This window comes from Chryseobacterium contaminans, from assembly GCF_001684955.1.
In the GTDB taxonomy this organism is placed as follows: domain Bacteria; phylum Bacteroidota; class Bacteroidia; order Flavobacteriales; family Weeksellaceae; genus Chryseobacterium; species Chryseobacterium contaminans.
This window is the reverse complement of record NZ_MAYF01000124.1, coordinates 14,291-37,699: the sequence shown is the minus strand read 5'-3', so window position 1 is coordinate 37,699 and position 23,409 is coordinate 14,291. Positions and strand designations below refer to the sequence as shown.

19 protein-coding genes and 5 tRNA genes are annotated in these 23,409 nt (G+C 35.8%); 18 read left to right on the top strand and 6 right to left on the bottom strand.

Features of this window, described 5'->3' with window-relative positions:
* Positions 1–23 precede the first annotated feature (23 nt).
* From BBH99_RS09085 to BBH99_RS09075, 3 genes are all read left to right on the top strand, one after another.
* The gene (locus BBH99_RS09085) at positions 24–752 is read left to right on the top strand and encodes a metallophosphoesterase (RefSeq protein WP_066694814.1); all 729 of its coding nucleotides are present in this window, start codon (positions 24–26) and stop codon (positions 750–752) included.
* A gap of 49 nt (positions 753–801) precedes the next feature.
* Entirely contained in the window at positions 802–1,059 is a 258-nt protein-coding gene (locus BBH99_RS09080; protein ID WP_066694812.1) for a hypothetical protein, read from the top strand.
* Between the two features lie 107 nt (positions 1,060–1,166).
* Entirely contained in the window at positions 1,167–2,891 is a 1,725-nt protein-coding gene (locus BBH99_RS09075; protein WP_066694810.1) for a M14 family metallopeptidase, read from the top strand.
* Positions 2,892–2,951: 60 nt separating this feature from the next.
* On the opposite strand, the gene BBH99_RS09070 is transcribed toward BBH99_RS09075, so the two are convergent.
* Positions 2,952–3,833: a cupin-like domain-containing protein gene (locus tag BBH99_RS09070; protein WP_066694809.1), complete on the bottom strand. Its 882-nt coding sequence runs from the start codon at positions 3,831–3,833 to the stop codon at positions 2,952–2,954.
* Between the two features lie 639 nt (positions 3,834–4,472).
* On the opposite strand from BBH99_RS09070, the gene BBH99_RS09065 reads away from it, so the two are divergent.
* Positions 4,473–7,184 (top strand): Plug and carboxypeptidase regulatory-like domain-containing protein, encoded by a 2,712-nt coding sequence (locus BBH99_RS09065; RefSeq protein ID WP_066694808.1) that lies wholly within the window; start codon positions 4,473–4,475, stop codon positions 7,182–7,184.
* 52 nt (positions 7,185–7,236) lie between these two features.
* On the opposite strand, the gene BBH99_RS09060 is transcribed toward BBH99_RS09065, so the two are convergent.
* Positions 7,237–7,734 (bottom strand): DinB family protein, encoded by a 498-nt coding sequence (locus BBH99_RS09060; protein ID WP_066694807.1) that lies wholly within the window; start codon positions 7,732–7,734, stop codon positions 7,237–7,239.
* 168 nt (positions 7,735–7,902) lie between these two features.
* Between BBH99_RS09060 and BBH99_RS09055 the strand changes: the two genes are divergently transcribed.
* The 8 genes from BBH99_RS09055 (at position 7,903) to BBH99_RS09020 (ending at position 17,457) form a co-directional block, all read left to right on the top strand.
* Positions 7,903–8,802 (top strand): GLPGLI family protein, encoded by a 900-nt coding sequence (locus BBH99_RS09055; protein WP_066694806.1) that lies wholly within the window; start codon positions 7,903–7,905, stop codon positions 8,800–8,802.
* Between the two features lie 134 nt (positions 8,803–8,936).
* Positions 8,937–9,191 (top strand): FeoA family protein, encoded by a 255-nt coding sequence (locus tag BBH99_RS09050; protein WP_073299998.1) that lies wholly within the window; start codon positions 8,937–8,939, stop codon positions 9,189–9,191.
* Positions 9,191–11,224, top strand: coding sequence for a ferrous iron transport protein B (gene feoB / locus BBH99_RS09045; RefSeq protein ID WP_066694804.1), 2,034 nt, complete (start codon positions 9,191–9,193; stop codon positions 11,222–11,224). The genes BBH99_RS09050 and feoB overlap by 1 nt, the downstream gene beginning before the upstream one ends.
* A gap of 218 nt (positions 11,225–11,442) precedes the next feature.
* Positions 11,443–12,456 (top strand): DUF4421 family protein, encoded by a 1,014-nt coding sequence (locus BBH99_RS09040; RefSeq protein WP_066694802.1) that lies wholly within the window; start codon positions 11,443–11,445, stop codon positions 12,454–12,456.
* A gap of 70 nt (positions 12,457–12,526) precedes the next feature.
* Complete coding sequence (glmM, locus tag BBH99_RS09035; protein WP_066694800.1) at positions 12,527–13,909, top strand: phosphoglucosamine mutase; 1,383 nt, start codon at positions 12,527–12,529, stop codon at positions 13,907–13,909.
* 43 nt (positions 13,910–13,952) lie between these two features.
* Positions 13,953–14,534 carry a Crp/Fnr family transcriptional regulator gene (locus tag BBH99_RS09030; protein WP_066694798.1) on the top strand — a complete coding sequence of 194 codons (582 nt, stop codon included), beginning with the start codon at positions 13,953–13,955 and terminating at the stop codon, positions 14,532–14,534.
* Between the two features lie 359 nt (positions 14,535–14,893).
* A complete protein-coding gene (locus tag BBH99_RS09025) occupies positions 14,894–15,865 on the top strand; it encodes a quinone oxidoreductase family protein (RefSeq protein WP_066694797.1) in 972 nt (323 codons plus the stop codon).
* A 209-nt stretch (positions 15,866–16,074) separates the two neighbouring features.
* Complete coding sequence (locus BBH99_RS09020) at positions 16,075–17,457, top strand: tetratricopeptide repeat protein (RefSeq protein ID WP_066694795.1); 1,383 nt, start codon at positions 16,075–16,077, stop codon at positions 17,455–17,457.
* 169 nt (positions 17,458–17,626) lie between these two features.
* Here BBH99_RS09020 and BBH99_RS09015 read toward each other — a convergent pair whose 3' ends face one another.
* The 3 genes from BBH99_RS09015 to BBH99_RS09005 form a co-directional block, all read right to left on the bottom strand.
* Positions 17,627–18,505: a DMT family transporter gene (locus tag BBH99_RS09015; protein ID WP_066694793.1), complete on the bottom strand. Its 879-nt coding sequence runs from the start codon at positions 18,503–18,505 to the stop codon at positions 17,627–17,629.
* Positions 18,492–19,145 (bottom strand): leucyl/phenylalanyl-tRNA--protein transferase, encoded by a 654-nt coding sequence (gene aat / locus BBH99_RS09010; RefSeq protein ID WP_066694791.1) that lies wholly within the window; start codon positions 19,143–19,145, stop codon positions 18,492–18,494. The genes BBH99_RS09015 and aat overlap by 14 nt, the downstream gene beginning before the upstream one ends.
* Before the next feature lie 64 nt (positions 19,146–19,209).
* Complete coding sequence (locus tag BBH99_RS09005) at positions 19,210–19,587, bottom strand: DUF3127 domain-containing protein (protein WP_066694836.1); 378 nt, start codon at positions 19,585–19,587, stop codon at positions 19,210–19,212.
* 178 nt (positions 19,588–19,765) lie between these two features.
* On the opposite strand from BBH99_RS09005, the gene BBH99_RS09000 reads away from it, so the two are divergent.
* The 5 genes from BBH99_RS09000 (at position 19,766) to BBH99_RS08980 (ending at position 20,354) form a co-directional block, all read left to right on the top strand.
* Positions 19,766–19,847: transfer RNA gene (locus tag BBH99_RS09000), tRNA-Leu, on the top strand.
* A gap of 4 nt (positions 19,848–19,851) precedes the next feature.
* Positions 19,852–19,927: transfer RNA gene (locus BBH99_RS08995), tRNA-Gly, on the top strand.
* A gap of 6 nt (positions 19,928–19,933) precedes the next feature.
* Positions 19,934–20,017 (top strand) — tRNA-Leu (locus tag BBH99_RS08990).
* A 121-nt stretch (positions 20,018–20,138) separates the two neighbouring features.
* Positions 20,139–20,223, top strand: a tRNA-Leu gene (locus BBH99_RS08985).
* Between the two features lie 47 nt (positions 20,224–20,270).
* Positions 20,271–20,354: transfer RNA gene (locus BBH99_RS08980), tRNA-Leu, on the top strand.
* 110 nt (positions 20,355–20,464) lie between these two features.
* On the opposite strand, the gene BBH99_RS08975 is transcribed toward BBH99_RS08980, so the two are convergent.
* Positions 20,465–22,168, bottom strand: coding sequence for a tetratricopeptide repeat protein (locus BBH99_RS08975; RefSeq protein WP_066694789.1), 1,704 nt, complete (start codon positions 22,166–22,168; stop codon positions 20,465–20,467).
* 328 nt (positions 22,169–22,496) lie between these two features.
* Between BBH99_RS08975 and BBH99_RS08970 the strand changes: the two genes are divergently transcribed.
* Positions 22,497–23,372, top strand: coding sequence for a hypothetical protein (locus tag BBH99_RS08970; protein WP_123873087.1), 876 nt, complete (start codon positions 22,497–22,499; stop codon positions 23,370–23,372).
* The last annotated feature ends 37 nt before the right edge of the window (positions 23,373–23,409 follow it).

Here is a 23,409-nt window from a genome sequence, read left to right as displayed (position 1 = left end):
CTTTTCGCCAACTAAAACATGAAATGAACAGGACATTAGTAATAGGAGATATTCACGGCGGGGCCAAGGCATTGCAGCAGGTGCTTGAAAGGGCTGAGGTTACCCTGGATGACAGATTAATTTTTCTTGGAGATTATGTAGACGGTTGGAGCGAATCTTCCCAGGTCATTCAGTCTTTAATAGGGCTTTCCGAAAAGCAGGACTGTATTTTTATCAAAGGAAATCATGATGTCTGGTGTGAAGACTGGTTAGCCCGTGGAGAAGGGCCTGGTGTCTGGCTTTCCAACGGAGGGAAAAGTACGGTAGATAGCTATGAAAACTATTCTCAGGAAGATCAGGAAATCCATCTAGAGTTTTTCCAGCGTATGAAAAGCTACCATGTTGATGACCAGAACCGGTTGTTTATTCATGCCGGATATTCTTCCATGCACGGCCCGGAAAAAGAAGTGTATTCCAGCAATTACCGTTGGGACAGAACCCTTTGGGAAACAGCCGTAGCCATGGATAAAAAATTGGCAAAAAATTCTTTATTATATCCTAAAAGACTGCTTCTTTACAAAGAAATATTTATCGGACATACTCCAACGTTGGATATTGGAAGTAAAATTCCTACTAATAAAGCCAATATCTGGAATATGGATACCGGCGCAGCCTTTACGGGAGCATTATCCATCATGGATATTGATACCAATGAATTCTGGCAAAGCGATCCGCTTCCATCCCTATATCCAGACGAAAAAGGGCGAAATTGAGATATACCGAACAAATAATATACATTTCATAACATAAAATCATATTCCAATGAAGAAAAATATTTACGAAATATTAACAGATGAAGAGCTGATTAAAAAAAGAAATACACTTAAAGGAGTCTCTGTTGGTTTCGGAGTTGTTTTTGCACTGGGAATCATCGCCTTCATCTCAATTCTGGTCATTAAAGGAGCTAAAGGATTTCCCTTTGTAGCATTTACTCCATTCATTGTAATGCCTGTAACGATGATCCCATTACTCATCAATTTAAACCTGGCGAATAAAGAAATTAAATCAAGGAACCTTTAACTTGATTGGAATTGAATAAAAAGCAGAAAAATTAAGATATTGATCTCTATTTTGTTTTTCTGGCAGGATCTTATTGACTAATTTTAAATCCCGAAAATATGTTAATAATGAAACTGAAATATCTGCTGCTTATTCTGAGTTCATCCCTGGTTTTTGGGCAAAAAACATTTCAGACCCCTTTTGAAAAAGGAAATGGTAACCAAACTGTTACTTATGATGAAATGAATACGTATTACCAGGATCTGGCTAAAAACTTCAATACTATTCAATATCTTAAAAAAGGAGAAGATGACAACGGAAAACCCATCTATGTGGTTGTTTACAATCCTTTCCCTGAAAAAGATCTTGAAAAACTGAGAAAAGATAAAGCCATTCTCTTTGTCAACAATGGCATTCATCCGGGAGAACCTGACGGAATTGATGCCACCATGATGCTGATGAGAGATTTGGCAACCAAGAAGATCAAAACTCCGCAAAACTTCATCATTGCTGCTATTTCAGCTTATAATATCAGCGGAATGCTGAACAGAGGCTCCCATTCAAGAGCCAATCAGAATGGCCCGGAACAGTACGGGTTCAGAGGAAACGTAAGAAACTATGATCTGAACAGGGATTTCATTAAAGCAGATTCTAAAAACGCCAGAAGCTTCCAGGAAATCTATCAATGGCTGAAACCGGATGTTTTCATTGATAACCATGTTAGCAATGGTGCAGATTATCAATATACTTTTACCTATATCTCAACCTTTAAAGAGCGCTTAGGGAATACATTAGGGAACTACTTTTACAACGAATATCAGGCTAAAAACCTTGAGGATATGAGGAAATTAGGCTATGAAAGTACCCCTTACGTCAACATTCACGGTGATATCCCGGAGGTTGGTTTCGCTTCATTTGAAGACTCTCCAAGATATTCTACAGGGTATACCACTTTGTTTAATTCGTTAGGAACAGTTCCGGAGACTCACATGTTGAAGCCTTATAATAAGAGAGTTGACGCTACTTACAAATACATGTTAGTAAATTTGCAAAACCTGGATAAAGACTATCAGAAAATAAAGAAGCTTCGTATAGAAAATCTTAAGCAGTATGAGGCAGGAAAACAATATGGAATCAGATGGAAAATAGACTCTACGAAGTACACCACCATGGATTTTAAAGGTTTTGAAGGTAATTACAAGCCAAGCGAAATATCAGGAAAACCAAGACTTTACTATGACAGGAATAAGCCTTTTACAAAAAACATCAAGCTTTTTACCACAGCAGTTCCTACAGGATATATTACCATCCCTAAATACTATGTGATCCCACAGGCTCAATACAGAGTTATTGAACAACTTAAAAGAAACGGGATCCAGATGAAGCCAATTCAGAAGGATAGCACTATTGCTGTAGAATCTTATAAGATCAAAGACTTTAAAACCGTAAAAAATCCTTACGAAGGACATTATCTGCATTATGAGACCACAGTTGACGCTTCTAAAAAAGACCAGACCTTTGCAGCCGGAGACTATATTGTTTCTACCAACCAGCCTGGGGTGAAATATATTATAGAAACCCTTGAACCAGAGGCATTAGACTCTTTCTTTAACTGGAACTTTTTCGATGGTATTCTGGCTCAGAAAGAATACTATTCAGCTTATATTTTTGAAGATACCGCTGCTGAGCTGTTGAAAAAAGACTCAAAACTTAAAGAAGCTTTTGAGTCAGCAAAGAAATCAGACAAAAAGCTGTCAGAAGATGGTGAAGCCCAGCTGGATTGGGTATACAGGCATTCTCCTTATTTTGAAGAAAAAACTTTCAGACAGTATCCTGTATATAGAGTATTGTAAGTAGTTGAAAATAAATAGTTAAGCTAAAAAAAAGACGTTTCATTGAAACGTCTTTTTTATTTATCTAGGTAAGCCTCTTTTTAAAGCGATTTCAGCTCGTTTGATAGCTACTTTCTCTTTCCAGTCCATGTATTTCTTTTTGAAATTAGACTTCATAATATCGTCAAATTTACGCTGAACTGTAAGGTTCCACAAAGAATGTGCTTTTACTGCCCATGATTTATCCCAGGCTCTTAAAGAGATAGAGAAAGATCCGTCAAGGTATTTCATCCAGTGCCACCATCCTGTAGGCATGAAAAGAGTATCACCATGCTCAAGGAAGCATTCAATACCCTCCACTCCATCCAGTGCCGGAAACTTCGTGAAATCAGGATTCTCAATATCATAATCCTCCAAAGCATAAGTTGCATAAGGAATCTGGTACAATCTTTCTCTCCACTTATAATCAAAAAGAAGAATATGCTTTCTTCCGTTGAAGTGTGTGTGGAAAATGTGCGCCATATCAATATCGAAATGAAGGAAAGTTACAGATCCCTTTCCGCCGAAGAACATATTCGGATATTTATCAAGGAAACCTCCCATCAGTTCTTTAGGAGAAATATAATCTTCCAGAAGTTTCGGGGCATATTTTATCGGGTCAAAAAGGAAAATTCTAAGATCAGTAGGCTCTCTCTGAATAAGATCTATATAATCCCCGAATTTCATTTTGGCTGCAGAAGCATTGATGGGAGCAGAAGGATCTGCCTTTGAGCTGTCATATAACGGGACTTCCACATCTCCTACAACCTCCTTCATATATTCCATTGTCCATTTCTGATAAGCAGGCCACTTTTTTGCCATATTTTTGATGACAACGGGCCTTCTTGGCTTTAGATATTTTTCGTAGAATTCTTCTTTAGAAATATCATCTACAACATCTATAGGCTTTAAAATAATTCCCATTTTGTAAATTTTATGTTACAAAATTATTAAATAAATATTTATGTACCAGCGTTTAATTTTATTTTAATCTATGATTCAAATCAGATTTTATTATTTAGTCTAAATAAAAAGTATAAACATTTAAAATTGTCTGCCCATCTTTCCGTTTTTCTTATGAATACAAAAAATACCCTGCAATAGAATTACAGGGCAAAAACACAAAATAGATGAATAAAAATCCATTCTGATGCGAAGGTATTACTTTTATTTTACAGATTTTTTTTACTAAAAACGGATAAATTAAAGAATAATAGAGAGTTATATTATTTGAATTCAATGTTTGGAGAAATATTTTTAATTTTTATTTTTGAAAACAAACCACATGAGAATATTTTTTATTTAAAAATAAATATTCATATTTTTAATATTTTAGTTTAAATCATTGATTATCATTTTGTTATTTTTTTATATTATTCAATATCTTGTGATATTTAATTACTTAGGCAGGTTCAGTTTTATGAATAGTATTAAGTTTTTCTTCTAAAAGGAAACAATAACTGTTTTTATAGTGATAATATTTAACTTTTTATCTCAAAATATATCTTTAAATAAAATGTAACGAATAACTGTAATGGTTAACTAATTATTCAAATAGTGAATATGAAAAAAAATATTTCCTTATTTCTGGCGCTCTTTATAACGGTATTTACCTTTGCACAGAAAACAATTTCCGGAAAAATTACAGATGATGACGGGGTAGGAATACCAAGTGCGAGTGTAACGATAGAAGAACCCGGAAAAGATGCCATTCTTGCTTACGGAATTACCAATTCCAAAGGAGAATATAAGGTTACTTTTACCTCTCCTGAACCGAATGTGGATCTTAAAGTAAAAGCTTTCAACCAGAAACCTCTTACCAGGCAAATCAGCAACAGCGATCAGACCCTGAATTTTAAAATGCAGTCTGAAGCTACAGAAATTAAGGAAGTACAGTTGAAAACCAAAATGATCACCGCAAGAGGTGATACCATTTCTTATGATCTTAAAGCTTTCAACAGTAAAAACGACAGAACGCTGGCCGATGTCATGAAAAAAATTCCGGGAATAGAAGTCAGTACAGATGGAACCATCAAATATCAGGGAAATGCCATCAATAAATTCTATGTTAACGGCAAAGACCTTATGGAAGGTGGTTATGGGACGATCAACAACTCCCTGCCGAAAGATGCCGTACAAAAAGTAGAAGTCCTTGAAAATCATCAGCCTGTAAAGATCCTTCAGGATAAAGTGCCTTCAGACCAGGCTGCTATCAATATTAAGCTTAAAAATTCCGTAACAATGACCGGCCGTGGAGAAGTAGGTTCCGGTTTTGGGGATCCCTGGCTATGGAATGTAAAGCTGACGCCTATGTTTTTCGGACAGAAAAGCCAATGGGTGGTTAACTACAAAACCAACAATATGGGGGAACAGGTGGAAAACGAAGGGAATATTCTTGCTTTTGGAAGCGGATGGGAAGGAAAAAGAACCAATGTTTCTCAAAATAACTGGTTGAGTGTTGAAAATGCAGAAGCACCTAATCTTCCTGTTAAGAGGTATTTATTAAACAGTGTACATTATCTTTCAGTAAACTACCTTACCAATATTGATAAGAAAAAAGAATGGGAACTCAAAGCCAATGCCAATTATACCAATAATGCAGTAGAAAGAGAATCAAACACGATATCGAGAGATATCCAACAGGGAACACAGTTTAATACCAGATTTCTGAATAATTTTTATACAGATAAACTTAAAGGAGAATTAATTTTCACTAAAAATGCTAAAAAAGGGTTCTTTAAAAATACAACAACCTTTTCACAATATTGGAATGCAGACAGGGCTTTTGCAGAAAGAAATGATAAATTCGGATTCAGATCAGGAAACGAAGCGTTAGAATCTCCAACTTCATCATTTCAAAACTCTTTGAGTACCATCATTCCATGGAAAGAGAAAATGGTCAATTTTAAATCTTATATCAGTTATCAGAACGATAAACAAATATTGGAGATCTCTCCCGCAAATTATTTGCTGATTCCTTATAAAAAAGAAGGAAGCGAGGATGTTACAGACATGAAATTTACCCCGGGAACTACTGCTTTACAAAGCTTCAGAATAAAAAGTCTGGATACATCACATTCAGCAAACATTAGTTTTTCAGCAAAAGGATGGACTTTCACTCCACAAGTTGGAATTGATTTCTCTACAGATAAATTAAAGAGTAATTTTGATGCAACTACAGAGGGTAACGATCCTGATTTCAGTACTTTGGCCTATGAAAATGATCTAAAATTCACAAGAGTGAATCCATCTGCTTCAGTAGGAATTAACTATAAATCCGAAGCATGGAGTATATTTTCCAGTTTTCCGGTTAATTTTAATAACATAAAAGCAGAAGATCAGTTCAGAAATGTATCAAAATCTTTAAATAAAGTAACATTTACCCCGAATATTTTTGCTCAATATTCTTTTGCATCATTCTTTAAAGCAAGTATAAGTGGAGGAATCAATAATAATTTCGGAGATATACAAACCGCTTATGCAGGATACATCCTTACAAGTCCGGGCGGATTCAGTATAATGAGCCCTGAAAATCCAATCCCTCAGACTACTACAAAAAACGGAGGAGTAAGACTGGAGTACAGAAATCCACTTAATAATCTTTTCTTCAATGTAGGGTATAGACTAAGTGATGCTAAAAATAATTTACTGGCTTCAAGCGTTGTTAATGCATCTGGGATCAGTATGATTAAATATATTGAGCGTGAAAATAAAAGAACAAGTAACAGTTATTATGCAGAGATTGGAAAATATTTTCCAAAGTTTAAAACGAATGCATCATTTAGCTTTAATAATAGTCTCTCAAAATCACAATTGATAAGAAATGCAGATTTGATTGATAATAAAACTGATGCCAATACATTAGGGTTTAAATTAAACAATACGTATTTCTCGTGGATGAGCATAGATTTTAATGCTACTAAAACATGGAGTAAGCAAACCAATGCTTATCTTACAGGAAATTTAGGTAAAGTAGAAGGGTATACACACAATTTGAATTTATTCTTCTATCCTTTGGAAAATCATACCATCGGTTTTTATTGGGACCAGATTAATTCCAAATTGGGAGATAGAAAATTTAATAATGGATTTTTCGATGTATCATACCAGTTTAGCTGGGCAAAGAAAAAAATTGATTTTGAACTGAAGTGGATGAATATTGCAGACAGAAAAGTATTTGAAAAAGTTACTGTACGAGATGCAACAATTGAGCAGGCAACCATGCAGCTACGCCCAAGCCAAGTTATGCTTACTGTAAAATTTAACTTTAAATAAAATACAAACCAATCCGGAAGGATTGGTTTTTTGTTGAGATATATAGGAATAATTAAAAAGCCTGATGATCAGCAGATGGGCCATAGCTTCCTGGTAAGGGAATATCATTGATCCTGTAGTATACACCCAATTGTGCTCTGTGATGAGTAATCTGGTTTAGAGCATGGCGGATGGATTCGTATTTAGACCATTTTGCAAGCTCTTCGCCATTGTTTTTCAATGCCCAGGTTGCATTAAGGTCATTTTCATTGGCATTTTCAAGAGCTTCTTTTCCCAATTTAAAATTCTGATCGAGAGCCTGAATAAGATCCGCTCGCGTAGAAAGTTGTTTAGGCTGATAATCCCCACTGCCAAAATCAAGTTCTGAAGTATGGAGCATGGTATTGGGCCATTCAAAAATTTCAGCAATGTGAGTGGCGAGAGGCAGCATTTTCATGCTTTTTTCATGGGGAGCATAATCATTTTTTTCGTCAGGATAAGTTTCAAAGAATTTTCTGGTCGTCTGGTATTCAGCTTCCAGCTCGTTTTTAAATTGTGATAGAGTATCCATAATATTTTGTTTTTGAGGGGATTAAAGTTAAAACTTTTAATGTTGAAAATGTTTTAAGAGAATCATAATTTTTCCATCAATATTAACTTCAGTATCTCATCTTAAAAAAAATGAATAAAAACTGTAACAAATTTTCAAAAGTGATTACTAATTATTAAAACTTGAGAAATGAAAAAGCTGTTTTCAATATTTCTTATCGCACTTTTTTCCTTTGCTTATGCTCAGGATACTAAAGAAACGGCTAACCGATTCTTTTATGAACTTACCTTTAAGCCTAAAAAAGATTCTGCCAGGCTGGATAAACTGATTACTATTTTGGATATTACTCCCAAAAAATCTATTTATCAGGACTATACCCTTCCTTCACAGGATTCCATTATCAAGCTTACAGTAGAGGAAATGGAAAAAACAAAAACCTGGAAAGATATTTCAAAGCTTATCAGAATGCCTAAGTTTGCTTACAAGATTGTAAAAACATATCCTGAAATGAAAGTGCAGTATCTTGATAGAGTAAGCATGAATTTATTCGGATACGATGATCCTGTAAAGTTCACCTGGAATATTCTGCCGGAAAAACAGAAAGTAGGAGAGTATAATACCCAAAAAGCGACTACAGAATATGGAGGCAGAACATGGACTGCCTGGTTTAGCTCAGATATTCCTTTTCAGGATGGTCCATATAGATTCTATGGTCTTCCGGGATTAATCGTTAAAATTGAAGACACTGAGAAAAATTATTCTTGGGTGTTAAGCGGTAATAAGAAGATCGCAAACTATGATGAACTATCCTATTCAGATAAGATCAATGCAAAATATGGTGTTTCCAATACTGTAAAACCTACTACCAAAGAAAAATTTGATAAGGCCTATGCAAGCTTTAAGGAAGATCCAATGGCTGAAATTCGTCAAAAGGTAAGTCCGGAAATGATGAATATGAAAATGCCGGGCTCGGACGTAACGATCGGAGAGAATCTTAAAAAACAGGAAAAAATGGCCAAGGATTATTTTAATGCCAATGATAATCCTATCGAAAAGGCAGAAACTTCTTCAGATAAAAAGAAAAAATAAGCATTCATATCAACTAAATTATATTCCGAATCAACCCAGGTACAGTAATGTATTTGGGTTGATTTTTTTATCATCGAAACGTTATTTAGATTAAATTTAAATAGCGTATATTTGCACTACAAAAAATCAGGGCTTTGAAAGAGAAAGAATTACATAAATTAAGTGGATTTCCTAAAAATAAAATGGGAAAGATATTGGGATATGATAATGACCATCTGAAAATGCCCAATAAAATCATTGAAATGGGGCTTCTTCCGGAGACTTCCTTCAGGATTTTATACCAGGCTCCGTTTAATGGACCGATGTATGTGGAGTTCGGAGCAGAGAAAAGCCGGATTGCTCTTCGTGAGGAAGAAGGAGATTATATTATTGTTGAAGAATTGAATTAATGCAGGCAAACAAGAAAAAACAGATACTTTTAGTTGGGAATCCTAACGTAGGGAAATCAACGGTTTTTAATGCACTTTGTAATAAAAAGCAGAAAACCGGAAACTATGCTGGTGTTACCGTTGCAAGCCATTCCGGAAACTACACCCATAAAAATGAGGACGTTGAAGTAATTGACCTTCCCGGTTCCTACAGCGTTTATCCAAGTTCAGAAGACGAAGCTATTTTCTCAAAATACCTTCTGGATGAGCAGAACAGCTACGCAGGAGTTGTTTATATTCTTGAAGCATTAAGCTTAAAAAGAGGTCTTCTTCTATTCCAGCAGATTCAGGATCTTGGAATCCCGATGATTCTGATTGTCAATCAGATTGATCAGGCAGAAAGAAGAGGAATTACAATAGATATTCAAAAATTTTCTGAGGCATTAGGAATTAAAATTATCCAGACCAATGCCAAGGAACAGATCGGAATCAACGAAGTGAGAGAGGCTGTTTACAACAACGAGTTTGTAAAAACAGATAAAGTATCCTTTGAAACTCCAAATGAGCACAGAGATTTCATTCAAAAGATTGTGTCTCACAAAGGGTATGATAATGAGTATAAAGCATGGATGAGCCTTTCTTTGGGAACAGATCTTGGAAGAATTGAATCTGTAACGGATAAGATCAATGAGCCTGAATCTAAAAGTTTGGTCCCTAAAAGATTACAGGTTCAGGAAACCGTTAGAAGGTATCAGAATGTAGATAAGATACTGGAGAACGTGATCTCCAAGAAACCGCAGTTCAAAGAATTATTGACAGAAAAACTGGATAAAGTTTTGGTACATAAATTCTGGGGCTATGTGGTTTTTATGTTGATCTTATTGATGATCTTCCAAAGTGTTTTCTTTCTGGCAGAATATCCGATGAACTGGATTGAAGAATTTTTCTCATGGTTATCAGGTTTTACCAGTGAGCATCTTCCGGAAGGGCCCGTCAATTCACTGATCTCCAACGGAATTGTTCCGGGAATCGGAGGAATTGTAGTTTTTGCACCACAGATCGGGATTCTACTGTATTTCCTTTATTTATTGGAAGATTCCGGATACATGGCAAGAGTGGTCTTCCTGATGGACAGGCTTCTTCGCCCTTTTGGACTGAATGGGAAAAGTATTGTTCCCCTTGTTTCAGGAACTGCTTGTGCAATTCCAGCCGTTATTTCCACAAGAAATATTGAGAACGTTAAAGAAAGATTGCTGACGATATTGGTTACACCATTCATGACATGCTCTGCAAGGCTTCCGGTGTACAGTATCATTATCGGGCTGATTATTTCAGAAGGATCATTCTTAGGAATAAAATATAAGGCTCTGGTGCTGATGGGAATGTATTTGCTGGGATTCTTAGTCGCTTTATTATCAGCATCAATTCTTAAAAGATTTATTAAAGATAAAGGAAAAACTTATCTGGTAATGGACCTGCCGGCCTATAAAAAACCACTTTTCGGCTACGATTTTAAAATGGTTTTGGGTAAAGTTTGGGATTTCATTACCGGAGCCGGTAAAATAATCTTCATTGTAAGTATTATTATCTGGGTTTTAAGTTATTTTGGACCTAAACAAAAACCTGATGAATTGGTTGCCGCAGATGTTCACCTGGATCATTCTTACCTTGCTAAAATGGGGAAAGGAATAGAACCGATAATTGCTCCGCTGGGCTACGACTGGAAAATGGGTGTAGGGATTCTGACGAGCTTTGTAGCCAGAGAGGTATTTGTAGGAACCATGTCAACGCTTTATAGCCTTGAAGATGATGCTCCGGAAGTAAAAGTGATTGATAAAATGAGAAGAGATGTGAAGCCTAACGGAGAAAAAGTCTTCAGCTTCGCAACCGGAATATCGGTGCTTCTTTTCTACGCGTTTGCAATGCAGTGTGTTTCTACACTGGCAGTAGTTTATAGAGAAACCAAAAGCTGGAAATGGACCGGCTTTCAGGTGGCGATGATGACAGGTTTGGCATATTTTGTGTCGATGATAGTATATCAAATTTTAAAGTAATGGATTCTTCATTAATTTTTCAATATGTACTGATTGCATTAATAGTAGCATTTGCCTGCTACTCTTTATTCAAAGTACTTAAAAAGAATTTTGCCCCTAAGAAATTCAGCTCCAAAAGATCTGCTTGTGATAAAGATTGCGGGTGCTCTTAACATAGATTTCAACGGATAATTGAAAAAAATGTAGTATTTTCATTTTTTTAATTTAAAATATTCAGATTGAGTCTTATAAGAGTAGGAATTGTTGTATTGTTTGCTTTATTGGCCATTAAGGTCAATGCACAGCAGGATACCGCAAACATTAAGTCTTACGAAAACCAGGTGATGATCCGTGCCAATCTGGATACCAATATTGAAAGCTATATTGTTAAAGAAGGTGAAGGAGAAAATGAGAAGCAACAAATATTCTCCATCAATAATAAAACGAAAGTTTCCCTTTCCATCGATTATAGGATTATCAGTGCTACATTATCATTTGCTCCCAAGTTTTTTCAGGAAAATGAAGACAATGATCTGAAAGGGAACAGCTCTTATACAGACTTCAGCGTCAGATTCTTTCCCAGAAGATTAATTCAGACCCTTTACTATAAGAATGTCAAAGGATTTTATATTGAAAATATGAAAGAGAACTTTCCAGACTGGAAAGAAGGAGCGCCTTATCTACAGTTTCCCAACTTAAGAGTACAAAGTTTTGGAGGTTCTACAGCCTATATCCTTAATGAAAATTTCTCTGCAAGAAGTATCTATACTCAAGGGGAATGGCAAAAGAAAAGTAGCGGTAGCTGGGTTCCATTCCTGGATTATGACCTTACCATTTTCAGAGACAAAGTTGCTGAACAGAACCTGAAAGAAACCCAATATAAAATCGGAGCCAATATGGGCTATTTCTATAACTGGGTGCTGGGAAAGAATGTAAATATCTCTCCTTATCTGGCACTTGGGCTGGGTGGAAAATTTTCAACTTATAGAGATGTTCGGGGTGATGGTACAATAAAAAATGCCCAATATATAACCTTAAGAATGGAAGGCGGCCTTAATATCGGATACAATACCGATAGGTTTTTATTTGGTGGAAGAATGAATTTCAGTGCATATACCTACAATCAGAATAGAGACCGCGCAGTACAGAATAACAGTCTGTATGGCTTACTATACATAGGCTATCGCTTTGCCCCTCCGAGAGTTGTAGAGAATACCTATGATAAAATTCAAAAAAAGATTCCCGTTTTATAAGATGATTGTCTTTTTAAGTATCTTTGTTTCGCATAAATTATTACACTAATCAATAAGAAATAAAAACAGAATGTCGTTAATAAAATCTATTTCGGGAATTCGCGGAACCATTGGGGGAAAAGTAAATGATAACCTAACCCCTCTTGATGTGGTAAAATTCGCTTCCGCATTCGGGACATGGCTTCAGAATAATAAAAATAAAAAAGACTTAACCCTTATCATTGGAAGAGATGCAAGAATCTCAGGACAGATGGTTTCTTCGCTGGTTACGGCAACGTTACAAGGGCTAGGAATCAATGTGATTGATTTAGGTCTTTCTACAACACCTACTGTTGAAGTAATGGTTCCTGAATTGAAAGCAGACGGAGGAATTATCCTTACCGCATCCCACAACCCAAAACAATGGAATGCCCTTAAACTTTTAAACGAAAAAGGAGAGTTCATCAGCGGTGAAAACGGTGCAGAAGTTCTTGCTTTGGCAGAAAGTGAAGATTTCAACTATGCAGAAGTAGATGATCTTGGAAAATACGAAACCAGGGACGATGCTTTTGATATCCATATTCAACAGATTCTTGATTTACCAATGGTAGATGTGGAAGCCATTAAAGCTAAAAACTTCAAAGTGGTATTAGACGCTGTAAATTCTACAGGAGGAATCGCCATTCCAATGTTGTTAGATAAATTAGGTTGTGAAACCATTAAATTATACTGCGAACCAACAGGTCATTTTCCACACAATCCAGAACCTTTAAAAGAACATTTAGGAGACATCTGCGAACTGGTTAAAAAAGAAAACGCAGATTTAGGAGTAGTAGTAGATCCGGATGTAGACAGATTAGCGCTGATTGATGAAAAAGGAGAAATGTTTGGCGAAGAATACACACTGGTAGCCGTTGCAGATTATCTGTTAAAACATAAAAATGGAGTAGCTGTATCTAACCTTTCTTCAAGCCGTGCCTTGAGAGATGTTGCCCGGTCTCACAATTCAGAATACTTTGCAAGTGCTGTAGGAGAAGTAAACGTGGTTACTTTAATGAAAGAGAAAAATGCAGTAATTGGAGGTGAAGGAAACGGGGGAATTATTTATCCTGATCTTCACTACGGAAGAGACTCGTTAGTGGGAGTCGCTCTATTCCTGACCCATCTGGCAAAAGAAAATAAAACAGTTTCCGAATTAAGAGCTGGTTATCCAAGCTATTTCATGGGGAAAAAGAAAATAGAACTTACTCCGGAGATTGATGTAGACGCAATCCTGAGCAAAATGGAGAAAGAATATGAAAATGAAGAAGTTTCTACCGTTGACGGTGTTAAAATAGACTTTGAAAACAACTGGGTTCACCTTAGAAAATCCAATACAGAACCAATCATCAGAATTTATACTGAAGCTAAATCTCAGGAAGAAGCAGATAAATTAGGAGATGATATTATTGCTAAGATTAAAAGTTTAATTTAAATAAATCATAAGAACGGACTCGCTCCGTTCTTTTTTTTACCCGATGTTTGAACATATCAAGAACAGATTTCCCTTTCCTAAAGAGAAATGGAGAAAATTCATAGGAAATTTTGAACGGATGGAAGTGCCTGCCAGAACCCTGCTTTTGAATGAAGGAGAAGTTTCAAATAACGCATTCTATCTGGAAAAAGGAATTGTAAGAGCCTGGTATAACAATGACGGTAAAGATGTGACATTTCAGTTTTTTCTTGAAAATACTATGTTTTCCTCTCTCGAAAGCTTTAAAAAAGGACTTCCCAGTATGGTTTCCTTTGAAACGGTGGAACCATGTATTTTATATAAAATTAAAAAACCGGATGTAGAAGCCTTTCTGGAAGACGTATATGAGCATCCCGAACTCAGGACCTTTTTTATGGATGCTCTTTTTGAGAGAATCTTCGATTACATGAAACATTTCTTTTCCTTTATAAAAGATACTCCACAGCAAAGGTATATTCAGCTCACTCAGCAAAAACCTGAAATCATCAAAAGAGTTCCCCAGCATTATATTGCTTCCTATCTTGGAATAACAACAGTACATCTCAGCAGGATAAAGAGTAAAATATTGAAAGAAAATCTTTCTTAAGCTGGAAGATGGAGGCTGGAAGACGGAAGTTTCTGGCAGTCGATACACAGCTGCTGTCCAAATAAATTATTTTTATTGTAACAGACGCTAAGAATTTTCAAAATAATGCTTTAAAAAACGTTCGCAAAGGTGTTTCACTCAGGAATGAAACGCATTCTTAGCTGAACGAAGTGCTCTTGCACCCGAAAATAAGACGGCAAAATAATCATCTTGCGAACCTTGCGTTTTAATCCTTTCAGTAGTATTAACAGCTTACAATAACTTCCATCCTCCCGCTTCCATCTTCCCTCCTAATTGATAACAAATGTTATCGCCTGCTCAGCCCTCCACCTCATAATTTTGTACAAAAATATAAAACAATGAAAGCAGCAGTAGTATTTGAAAAAGGGAGATCTCCTCAATACGCAGATTTTCCAGAACCGGAAATATCAAATAAAAATGAAGTCTTAGTAACTGTAAAAGCAGCATCCATCAAAAACCTTGATAAAGCAAGAGCCAGTGGAAAGCACTATTCTACGGAAAACGAAGCTCATCAGCCAGCAATTGTAGGTTCGGATGGTGTTGGTTATCTTGAAAACGGATCGAAAGTTTATTTTTTCAGTAAAAAAGGTACTGTTGCTGAAAAAGCAATCGCCAATTCACAAATGATGGTGCCTATTCCTGAAGACCTGGATTTTTCTGTAGCTGCAGCTCTTCCTAATGCAGTAATGGGCTCTGCGCTGGCATTAAAGTTCAAGGCAGATATAAAACCCGGAAGTGTTGTTCTTGTCAATGGAGCCACAGGAATTACGGGAAGAATTGCCGTTCAGATTGCGAAAGTGTATGGAGCCTCAAAGATTATTGTTACCGGAAGAAACGAAGAATCTCTGCAGGCACTCCTTGAACTGGGAGCTGATGAGGCTGTTTCTCTGCAATTAAGTGATGAAGATTTTAAAAAACAAATAAAAGAAATCCATAAAGCAAACCCCGTTGATATTATTATCGATTATATCTGGGGACACTCTGTAGAAATGATTTTAACAGCATTTAAAGGTGACGGAACATTTTCCCATAAGACGAAACTGATTACAATTGGCGGGATGAGCGGTGATACGATCCAATTATCCTCACAGATTCTCAGAGCAACAGATATTCAGATTTCAGGATCAGGACTTGGAAGCTGGACCAAAGAAGAATCAGCTCTTTTATTTTCAGAAATCATTCCCGAAATGTTTCAGGCTGCCATAGAGGGAAAAATAAAAATAGAAACAGAAAATGTTGATATAAAAAATATCGAAGCAGTATGGAATGCTGAGCTACAAACCGGAAAAAGGCTGGTAGTAAGAATTTAACCCCAATTTCCGTTTTTTTATCCACAATCCTTTTATCGGTTTTCTTTTTTTACTATTTTTATAATAGAAATTTATGAAATGGTTAATTCAAAAAAAAGTTGCAACTTTGCATAAATATTTGAATATCAGTTTCAGATATATTATTAATTAATAAAGTTTGCCGAGGTCTGTAAGGAAATTCAGGCATTGGGCTGACGAAGAGGACACTATTGGAAGAGTATTTTGGAAATGAACTTGTAAAAAAGTTCGAAGAAATGATGGAAAACAATGACGAATTCTACTTCGATACTGAGGAGTTGGAAGATATCATTGTTTATTATTTGGAGCTGGGTGATTTTAATTACGCTGATATAGCTGTTAATTATGGACTAAAGCTTCACCCCAATTCATTAGATATCAAGATCAAAAGACTTGAAATTCTTCTGGAGTGGGAAGAATATAATACGGCGAAAGAGCTTATAGACGAACTGAAAGGTTCCTCTATGGAAAATACAGACTTTTTAGTTTGCTACGCCAAGTATTATTCGAACCTGGGTAACCCTAGAAAATCCATTGAAATCTGTAAAAAAGCCCTTACGCTGGAGGAAGAAGAAAACTTCCTTCACAACTTTATTGCAGATGAATATGTAAACCTGGGAGACCCTTTTAACGCTCTTAAACATTACAGGAAAGCACTTAAAGAAGATCCTGCCGATGAATATTCGCTGGAAAACGCAATGGTGTGTTTCAGTGATCTGAATAAGAGTGAGGAAGCTATTGCCTTTCTTAATGAATATTTGGACGAATTCCCTTATTCCGAAACGGCTTGGTTTGAATACGGACAGTTCTACTTCAACAGAAAGAATTTCGATGAAGCTATAAAAGGATACGACTATTTATTAGCCATTAATTCAAATTCTGTAGGAGTATATGCTAATAAAGCAGCTTGTTATGAAGCTTTAGGACAATATCAGAAAGCCATTGATACTTATGAGGAAATGCTTGAGCTTGAATATACCAAAGCATTCACCTACTATAAAATCGGATTGTGTTATAAAGCTCTGAAACAACCTATTTTAGCTTTAAATTCATTTCAGAAATCACTGAGAGAAGATCCTCAGTTTTATCTGGCCATGATGGAGCAGTCTTATTTATACGAAGAAATGGGAGGGATGTCTGAAGCCCTTCATTTTGCTAAAGAAGCAACACAGCTGAATGAAAATAATCTTGATTATCAGAAAAGATTGGCATTCCTGTTCATTGATTCAGGGAAATTTGAAGAAAGTCTTTCCTGTCTTAAAAAACTGGTAGATGCTGAACCGTCAAGATTTTACAACTGGTATGCTTATTCCGAAGTTTTAATGCTTGTAGGGGAATATGAAGAAGCGGTTACTGTTTTGAATGCAGCGATTAGGCATCATAACAGAGCAGAATTATATTATCAGTTAAGCAACTGTTTTTTTAATCTGAAAGATCAGGAGAAAGGAATAGAATCACTTCAGAAAGCTTTAGAACTAGATCCGTCTCTGGTAAAAGATATGCAAAAGAAATATCCGTTTATCAAAGAAGAAGTAAAAAAGGTGAAGGTAAGTAAAGTAAAGAAAAAGAACTAAACGTAACCCTAAATAAGTTGAAAGCCTGCAGAAATGCAGGTTTTTTTTATTGATAAAATATTTAGCTGCAAGCGATAGATAACACGGTTATTTAATCATTAAAGCTAGAATTAGATATACACTAAAAAGTAATTTCCAGCTTCATTCTTCCAGCTTCCAGCCTTTAAAATTATTTTTTCGGATTGCTTCTTAAAAAGATTAATCCGCCAATAATAATTCCTGCTCCTATAAATTGCAGAACCGTTAGTTTTTCACCATCAATGATTCCCCAGATAATAGCAACAATAGGCATTATAAGAGTAACTGTGGAAGCAAAAAGAGGTGAGGAAACTTTTAATAGCCTGTAATTCATGGTCATAGCAAGCCCGGTTCCGAATATAGAAAGTAAACTTACGAACATTAGCCCCAGCATATTGTCTTTGGAAAAAGTAAATTCAGAAAAGAATCCTGTACTGGTAAGAGCAATAATAGACGGAAAAAATAAAACAAAAGAAAAAATAAAAGAAGATAAAACAACGGAAGAAACGTCCATAAGTTTTGACTTCACAGTTGTTGTGCTCATGGCATAACATAAAGTGGCCAGTAATAGTAGTAAAATCGGGATCATTTTCAATTCTCCGCTGCTACCACCTCCCAAAGCAAGTATACAGACTCCGGTAAAGCTTATGAGGGTTCCTATGATTTGTTTTTTCGTTGTTTCAAACTTCCATACCAAAGCGCCTACAATAATCACGAATATAGGCATCATAGAGTTGATAATTCCTGCAATACTGCTGGAAACTTCCTTTTCTGCAATCGGGAAAAGGAACATAGGAATAAAATTTCCGGTAAATGCAGCCAGAATAAGCCACTTTATATGTTTTTTCGGGAAAAGCTTATAATTGGAAACAGCAATCGGAAGTAAAATAATTCCGGCAATAAGAACCCTTAATGATCCTACCTGATACGGATTGAAATGGTCCAGAGATTTTTTGATCAAAATAAAAGAAGACCCCCAAATAATGCTTAGAGTTGCCAGAAGAAGCCATTTTTCTTTATCTGCGTTCATTGTTGTCGTGTAAGATTTTTAAAAATTCTTTCTTAGGAATCATTTTGGCACCAAGGCTTTCCAGGTGTTCTGTATGAGATTGGCAGTCAATTAGTTCAATATTGTTTTTGTTGCTTTCCACAAAGTGAATAAATCCTGCTTTTGAGGCATTACTGACTTTCGCGAACATACTTTCACCACAGAAAACATTTCCAATCTGCAAACCGTAAAAACCACCTACAAGTTTCTCATCCTGCCATACTTCAATGCTTCTGGCCAGGCCATATTCATGAAGTTTGATGAAAGACTCCATCAGTTCATCAGAAAGCCAGGTTCCGGATTGTCCTTTACGCACAGTTTGCTGACAGTTTTTAATGACCTCTCTGAAGTTTTTGTTCTCCGAAAAAGTAAAAACATTTCTGTTTAATATCTTTCTCATTGATTTGGAAACTTTTATTTCATCCGGTACCAAAACAAATCTTGGATCAGGACACCACCATAAAATCTCCTCTCCCGGATTATACCAGGGGAAAATTCCCAATTGATAAGCGAACCAAATGCGTTCTATAGATAGATCTCCACCATAGGCAATAAGCCCGTCATGTCCATCATATACCTCAGGATCAGGGAATGAAATCTCGTTTTCGTCTAGTCGGACCATTTTTTTAGAAAAAAAATCCCACTTTATAAGAAAGCAGGATTTATATATGATTTTAACTCTTTAATTAGAAAGGTAAATCGTCATCATCGTCTCCGGCAAACGGATTCTCGTTAGAAACAGGAGTTGCTGATTGTTGTGGCATAGCCTGAGTAGGTTCTGATCCGTTATCAAAAACTTTCTCTACTCTCCATCCTGTAATAGAGTTGAAGTACTTAGTTTCCCCTTGTGGAGAAACCCATTCTCTACCTCTGATATTGATTCCTATCTTTACATTTTCACCTTCTTTAAGGTTATCTAACAAACTAATTTTATCAGATAAAAATTCTATGTTTATCGGCTGTGGATACTGTTCCTGGGTTAAAATAACCAATTCTCTTTTTTGAAATCCACTTGCAAAAGTTTGAGTTTCAAAAAGTTTCTTTACCGTTCCTTGTAATTCCATATCGTAATTATTAACGTTGTAAAAGTAAGAAAATGAAATGTAATAATAGGTGCTGCTGAAAAAAAATCTGGAAATTTTAATTTTTTTCCAGAAAAAGTTTGGAGATAAAGGAAATTGTCCTATATTTGCACTCACAAAAACGAAGCAAGCTCTTTAAAACTTACAATACAAAAAACCAGCGGATGTGGTGTAATTGGTAGCCACGCCAGACTTAGGATCTGGTGCCGTGAGGCGTGGGGGTTCGAGTCCCTTCATCCGCACTATGCGAAAATAGCTCAGCTGGTAGAGCACAACCTTGCCAAGGTTGGGGTCGCGGGTTCGAATCCCGTTTTTCGCTCCACACCATGCCCTGGTGGTGGAACTGGTAGACACGCAGGACTTAAAATCCTGTGTCCGCAAGGACGTACGGGTTCAAGTCCCGTCTGGGGTACAAAGCCCTCTGTATTTGCTACGGAGGGTTTTTTGTTTTAATAGAGAGAGATCTTTTAAATAATTTTTTTATATTTGTAAGAATTATCGATTGTATCTGCATTTGCAGAGCAATGTAACCAGCGGATGTGGTGTAATTGGTAGCCACGCCAGACTTAGGATCTGGTGCCGTGAGGCGTGGGGGTTCGAGTCCCTTCATCCGCACCATACAAAAAAGGATTTGAAAGCAAATCCTTTTTTTGTACCACACACCGGCCCTGGTGGTGGAACTGGTAGACACGCAGGACTTAAAATCCTGTGTCCGCAAGGACGTACGGGTTCAAGTCCCGTCTGGGGTACAAAACCCTCTGTATTTTGAATACGGAGGGTTTTTTGTTTTTATATTTTATCAAAGGCTTAAAAAAGGATTTGTATCACAGGCGAGAAAGCCCCTGCTTTATTTCTTGCTTTAAAACCTGTTTAAAAACTCACTAAGATCAGTTTCCTTATCTAATCCAAGTTTGGCCTTCACCTTCGCCTTATAAACCCTTATGCTGCCAACGGTGAATTTTTCAAGAAGTGATATTTCCTTTGCAGCCAGGTTCAGTTTAAAATAAACACACAGTTTGAGCTCCTGATTAGTAAGAAGAGGAAATTCTTCAGAGAGCCTTTCCATGAATAATTTGTTTTCGAGTGAACTTTCATTAACAAGGTCGTTGCTTTTCCTGTCAATCATAATCAGATTATTGATTTTGAATTGAAGATCTTTTAAAACCTCTTCAGTATCAATATTTTTGGATTTTTTTATCTTCTTCAGATTTTCAAGAAATGCCCGCTCTGTTTCTGTTTTTAAATTCAGATTCAGATGAAGATTCCTGATTTTCTCTTTTTGAAGTTCTATATCCTGTTCCAGAATTTTATGCTGAGTGTCTGAAATTACCTTTTCTTTTTTCGCAAGTTCTTCTCTTTTCTTTCTGGATTTAATAAGATTTATAATGATAATCAAAAAGATAAGACATAAAAGAATAAAAGAAAATAACAGTAAGTAATTGTTTCTTTTATAATAATTATTCTCAGTATTTACATTTTTGATGATATAATTATCTGCAATATCAAAATTGATCTTTAGCTCTTTGCTAATCTGGTTATTGCGATCCTTATTTGCCTCAACCAGTTTTTTGGAAACTTTTTTAAAATTTTCAATATCATTTTTACCAGAATAGTATTCCTGTGTAAGTTCATACAGTTCAATTCTGTCTGCTGCTTTTTTTAAATTGGGTTCAAGAAGGTTTAATGCCGAAATGATATTTGCTGTTTTTTCAGGTTGATGAAGGGTATTTTTATAAAGATCAATAAGTCCCTTTCCTGCATAAAGAGCCATGCGGTAATTATCGTTATGAAGTGAGAAATTCAGTTTTTCAGCTAAAAGAGTTTCTGCTTTTTCATAATTTTTGATTTGCATGAAATAGTCGGCAAGCCCGCCTTTCATATAGTTTATAAAAACCAGTTCAGCATTATTGGGAATCCGGTTTTTTTCCAGGAGATTGATGGCTTTATAAGTTTCACGGATAGCGCTGTTGGGGTTTTTCATTTTATCATAGCACATTCCGATGTTATTATACATGGAAGAAACGTATAATATATCTTTTTGAGGATTATATGAGTGCAGAGCCTTATTAAAATAGATCAGGGCATTCTTCGTATCGTTTTTATTATATAATAACCGTCCTTTAAAATGGTAAAGATGGGGTAGAAAATATTTTTTATTACTTTTTTCACTGTAATCTATTGCATTATCAACGCATTTTAAAGACCATTCCGGAGAGCTGGTCTCAAATTGCAGCGCCAGGTTATAATTGCCTATGACATCAATAAATTCATACCTGTTGTTGTTTAACCGCAGTAGCTCATATATCATAGGAATCTGTTTAAGCCTTTCGTCACTTGATAAAGCGAGTTCAGCATATTTGCTGCTTAAAAGGAACACCTTTTTATTACTTTGGTTATATTTCCTGTACTCCCTTTCATACACTTCTTTCACTTTTTCAGGATTCTCCTTCTTAAGAAGAGAAATTTCATCAACGACAGTATTAAGATAATCGTTACCCTTTTCTGATGTTTCACAGGAGGTGATTATAGTAGAACAGAATAAAAAAAATAGAATTAATTTCATAGGCAAGGACGTTTTTAAGGAACATTATATCTGATTTTTATTTTAAAGAAATAAAAAATACTTAATATTTCTCTTTGAATATAAATTAACATATTTAAATATTTATTTTATTGAAAATCATTTGTTTGTATTTTTAAAATTAATGATTTAATCTGTAAATCAAGAAATTTATTAATGTTAATTAATACCTTCTTTTTATAATTTTTTTTAATGACGATTTACTTTTGATTATCCATAATTACCGGAGCCGGAAATTCAATAACTATTCTCGGACTGCCTGAAGATATTATGGAGAAAGCAAATGAATAATTAAAAAAAATAAGAATGTATGAAATCTATTTTGATAACCCTTAGCATGCTAAGTGGAATGGGCTACTTATATGCTCAAAGTGGTAATGTAGGGATTGGGACTTCGGTGCCGGGATCAAAACTTACAGTGGATGGCTCTTTTGCTGCAGCTTATGGAAATATTACCGCCAATACCTATAATATTGGTGAAAACGATTTTTATGTTTCCTGGGCCGGAACAGCAGATGGTACAGCCACACTTCCTGATTCTACTACAGGGGTAGAAAGAAAAGGCAGAACCTATTATATTAAAAATACTTCGCAGATGTATACGCTTACCATTGATGCTAATGGAACGGAACTTATTGATAATGTTCAGAATGTGTCAATATTGCCGGGAGAGTCTGCTTTATTGGTAAAAACAGATAATAATACTTCTACAGGAGTCACTTATGAACTGGTTATGCTGTCTAAAGCTGATACCAGCTATATTTGTGCTGTATCTTCTTCAACTGCAGAAACACATAATCAGGGAACAACATATAAGGCTAATTTTACCAATGTAGATTTCAGTACCAACGGTGGAGCAGACTTTAATCTTACAACGGATACATGGACCTGCCCGAAATCGGGATATTACAAGATTGAGTTTATGGAAAGCGGGTACCATACAGCCACGAATGTATCAGCACACCGCTTAATGTCAATTCTTAAAAATGGAGTAGCACAATCCCAGCAGTATTATACAATGGTACTGCTGAATATTTCTGCATCCCAAAGAGCGGGAGCGTATGATTCTGTAGTTCTTAATCTGAAACAGGGGGATACTATTACAGGAAGTTTGGTGATGTGTAACGGATGTGGCACTCCTACAATGACTTCTTTTGTACGAAGAATGGTTTTTACCAGACTTTAGTAAACTCAGATTTAGATTTTTATAACAAAGTTCTCTG

What these genes read in the sequence shown, in the direction of transcription:
- BBH99_RS09085 (WP_066694814.1), top strand. Translation starts at nt 24, where the DNA reads ATGAACAGGACATTAGTAATAGGAGATATTCACGGCGGGGCCAAGGCA.
- BBH99_RS09080 (WP_066694812.1), top strand. Translation starts at nt 802, where the DNA reads ATGAAGAAAAATATTTACGAAATATTAACAGATGAAGAGCTGATTAAA.
- BBH99_RS09075 (WP_066694810.1), top strand. Translation starts at nt 1,167, where the DNA reads ATGAAACTGAAATATCTGCTGCTTATTCTGAGTTCATCCCTGGTTTTT.
- BBH99_RS09070 (WP_066694809.1), bottom strand. Translation starts at nt 3,833, where the DNA reads ATGGGAATTATTTTAAAGCCTATAGATGTTGTAGATGATATTTCTAAA.
- BBH99_RS09065 (WP_066694808.1), top strand. Translation starts at nt 4,473, where the DNA reads ATGAAAAAAAATATTTCCTTATTTCTGGCGCTCTTTATAACGGTATTT.
- BBH99_RS09060 (WP_066694807.1), bottom strand. Translation starts at nt 7,734, where the DNA reads ATGGATACTCTATCACAATTTAAAAACGAGCTGGAAGCTGAATACCAG.
- BBH99_RS09055 (WP_066694806.1), top strand. Translation starts at nt 7,903, where the DNA reads ATGAAAAAGCTGTTTTCAATATTTCTTATCGCACTTTTTTCCTTTGCT.
- feoB (WP_066694804.1), top strand. Translation starts at nt 9,191, where the DNA reads ATGCAGGCAAACAAGAAAAAACAGATACTTTTAGTTGGGAATCCTAAC.
- glmM (WP_066694800.1), top strand. Translation starts at nt 12,527, where the DNA reads ATGTCGTTAATAAAATCTATTTCGGGAATTCGCGGAACCATTGGGGGA.
- BBH99_RS09030 (WP_066694798.1), top strand. Translation starts at nt 13,953, where the DNA reads ATGTTTGAACATATCAAGAACAGATTTCCCTTTCCTAAAGAGAAATGG.
- BBH99_RS09025 (WP_066694797.1), top strand. Translation starts at nt 14,894, where the DNA reads ATGAAAGCAGCAGTAGTATTTGAAAAAGGGAGATCTCCTCAATACGCA.
- BBH99_RS09015 (WP_066694793.1), bottom strand. Translation starts at nt 18,505, where the DNA reads ATGAACGCAGATAAAGAAAAATGGCTTCTTCTGGCAACTCTAAGCATT.
- aat (WP_066694791.1), bottom strand. Translation starts at nt 19,145, where the DNA reads ATGGTCCGACTAGACGAAAACGAGATTTCATTCCCTGATCCTGAGGTA.
- BBH99_RS09005 (WP_066694836.1), bottom strand. Translation starts at nt 19,587, where the DNA reads ATGGAATTACAAGGAACGGTAAAGAAACTTTTTGAAACTCAAACTTTT.
- BBH99_RS08975 (WP_066694789.1), bottom strand. Translation starts at nt 22,168, where the DNA reads ATGAAATTAATTCTATTTTTTTTATTCTGTTCTACTATAATCACCTCC.
- BBH99_RS08970 (WP_123873087.1), top strand. Translation starts at nt 22,497, where the DNA reads ATGAAATCTATTTTGATAACCCTTAGCATGCTAAGTGGAATGGGCTAC.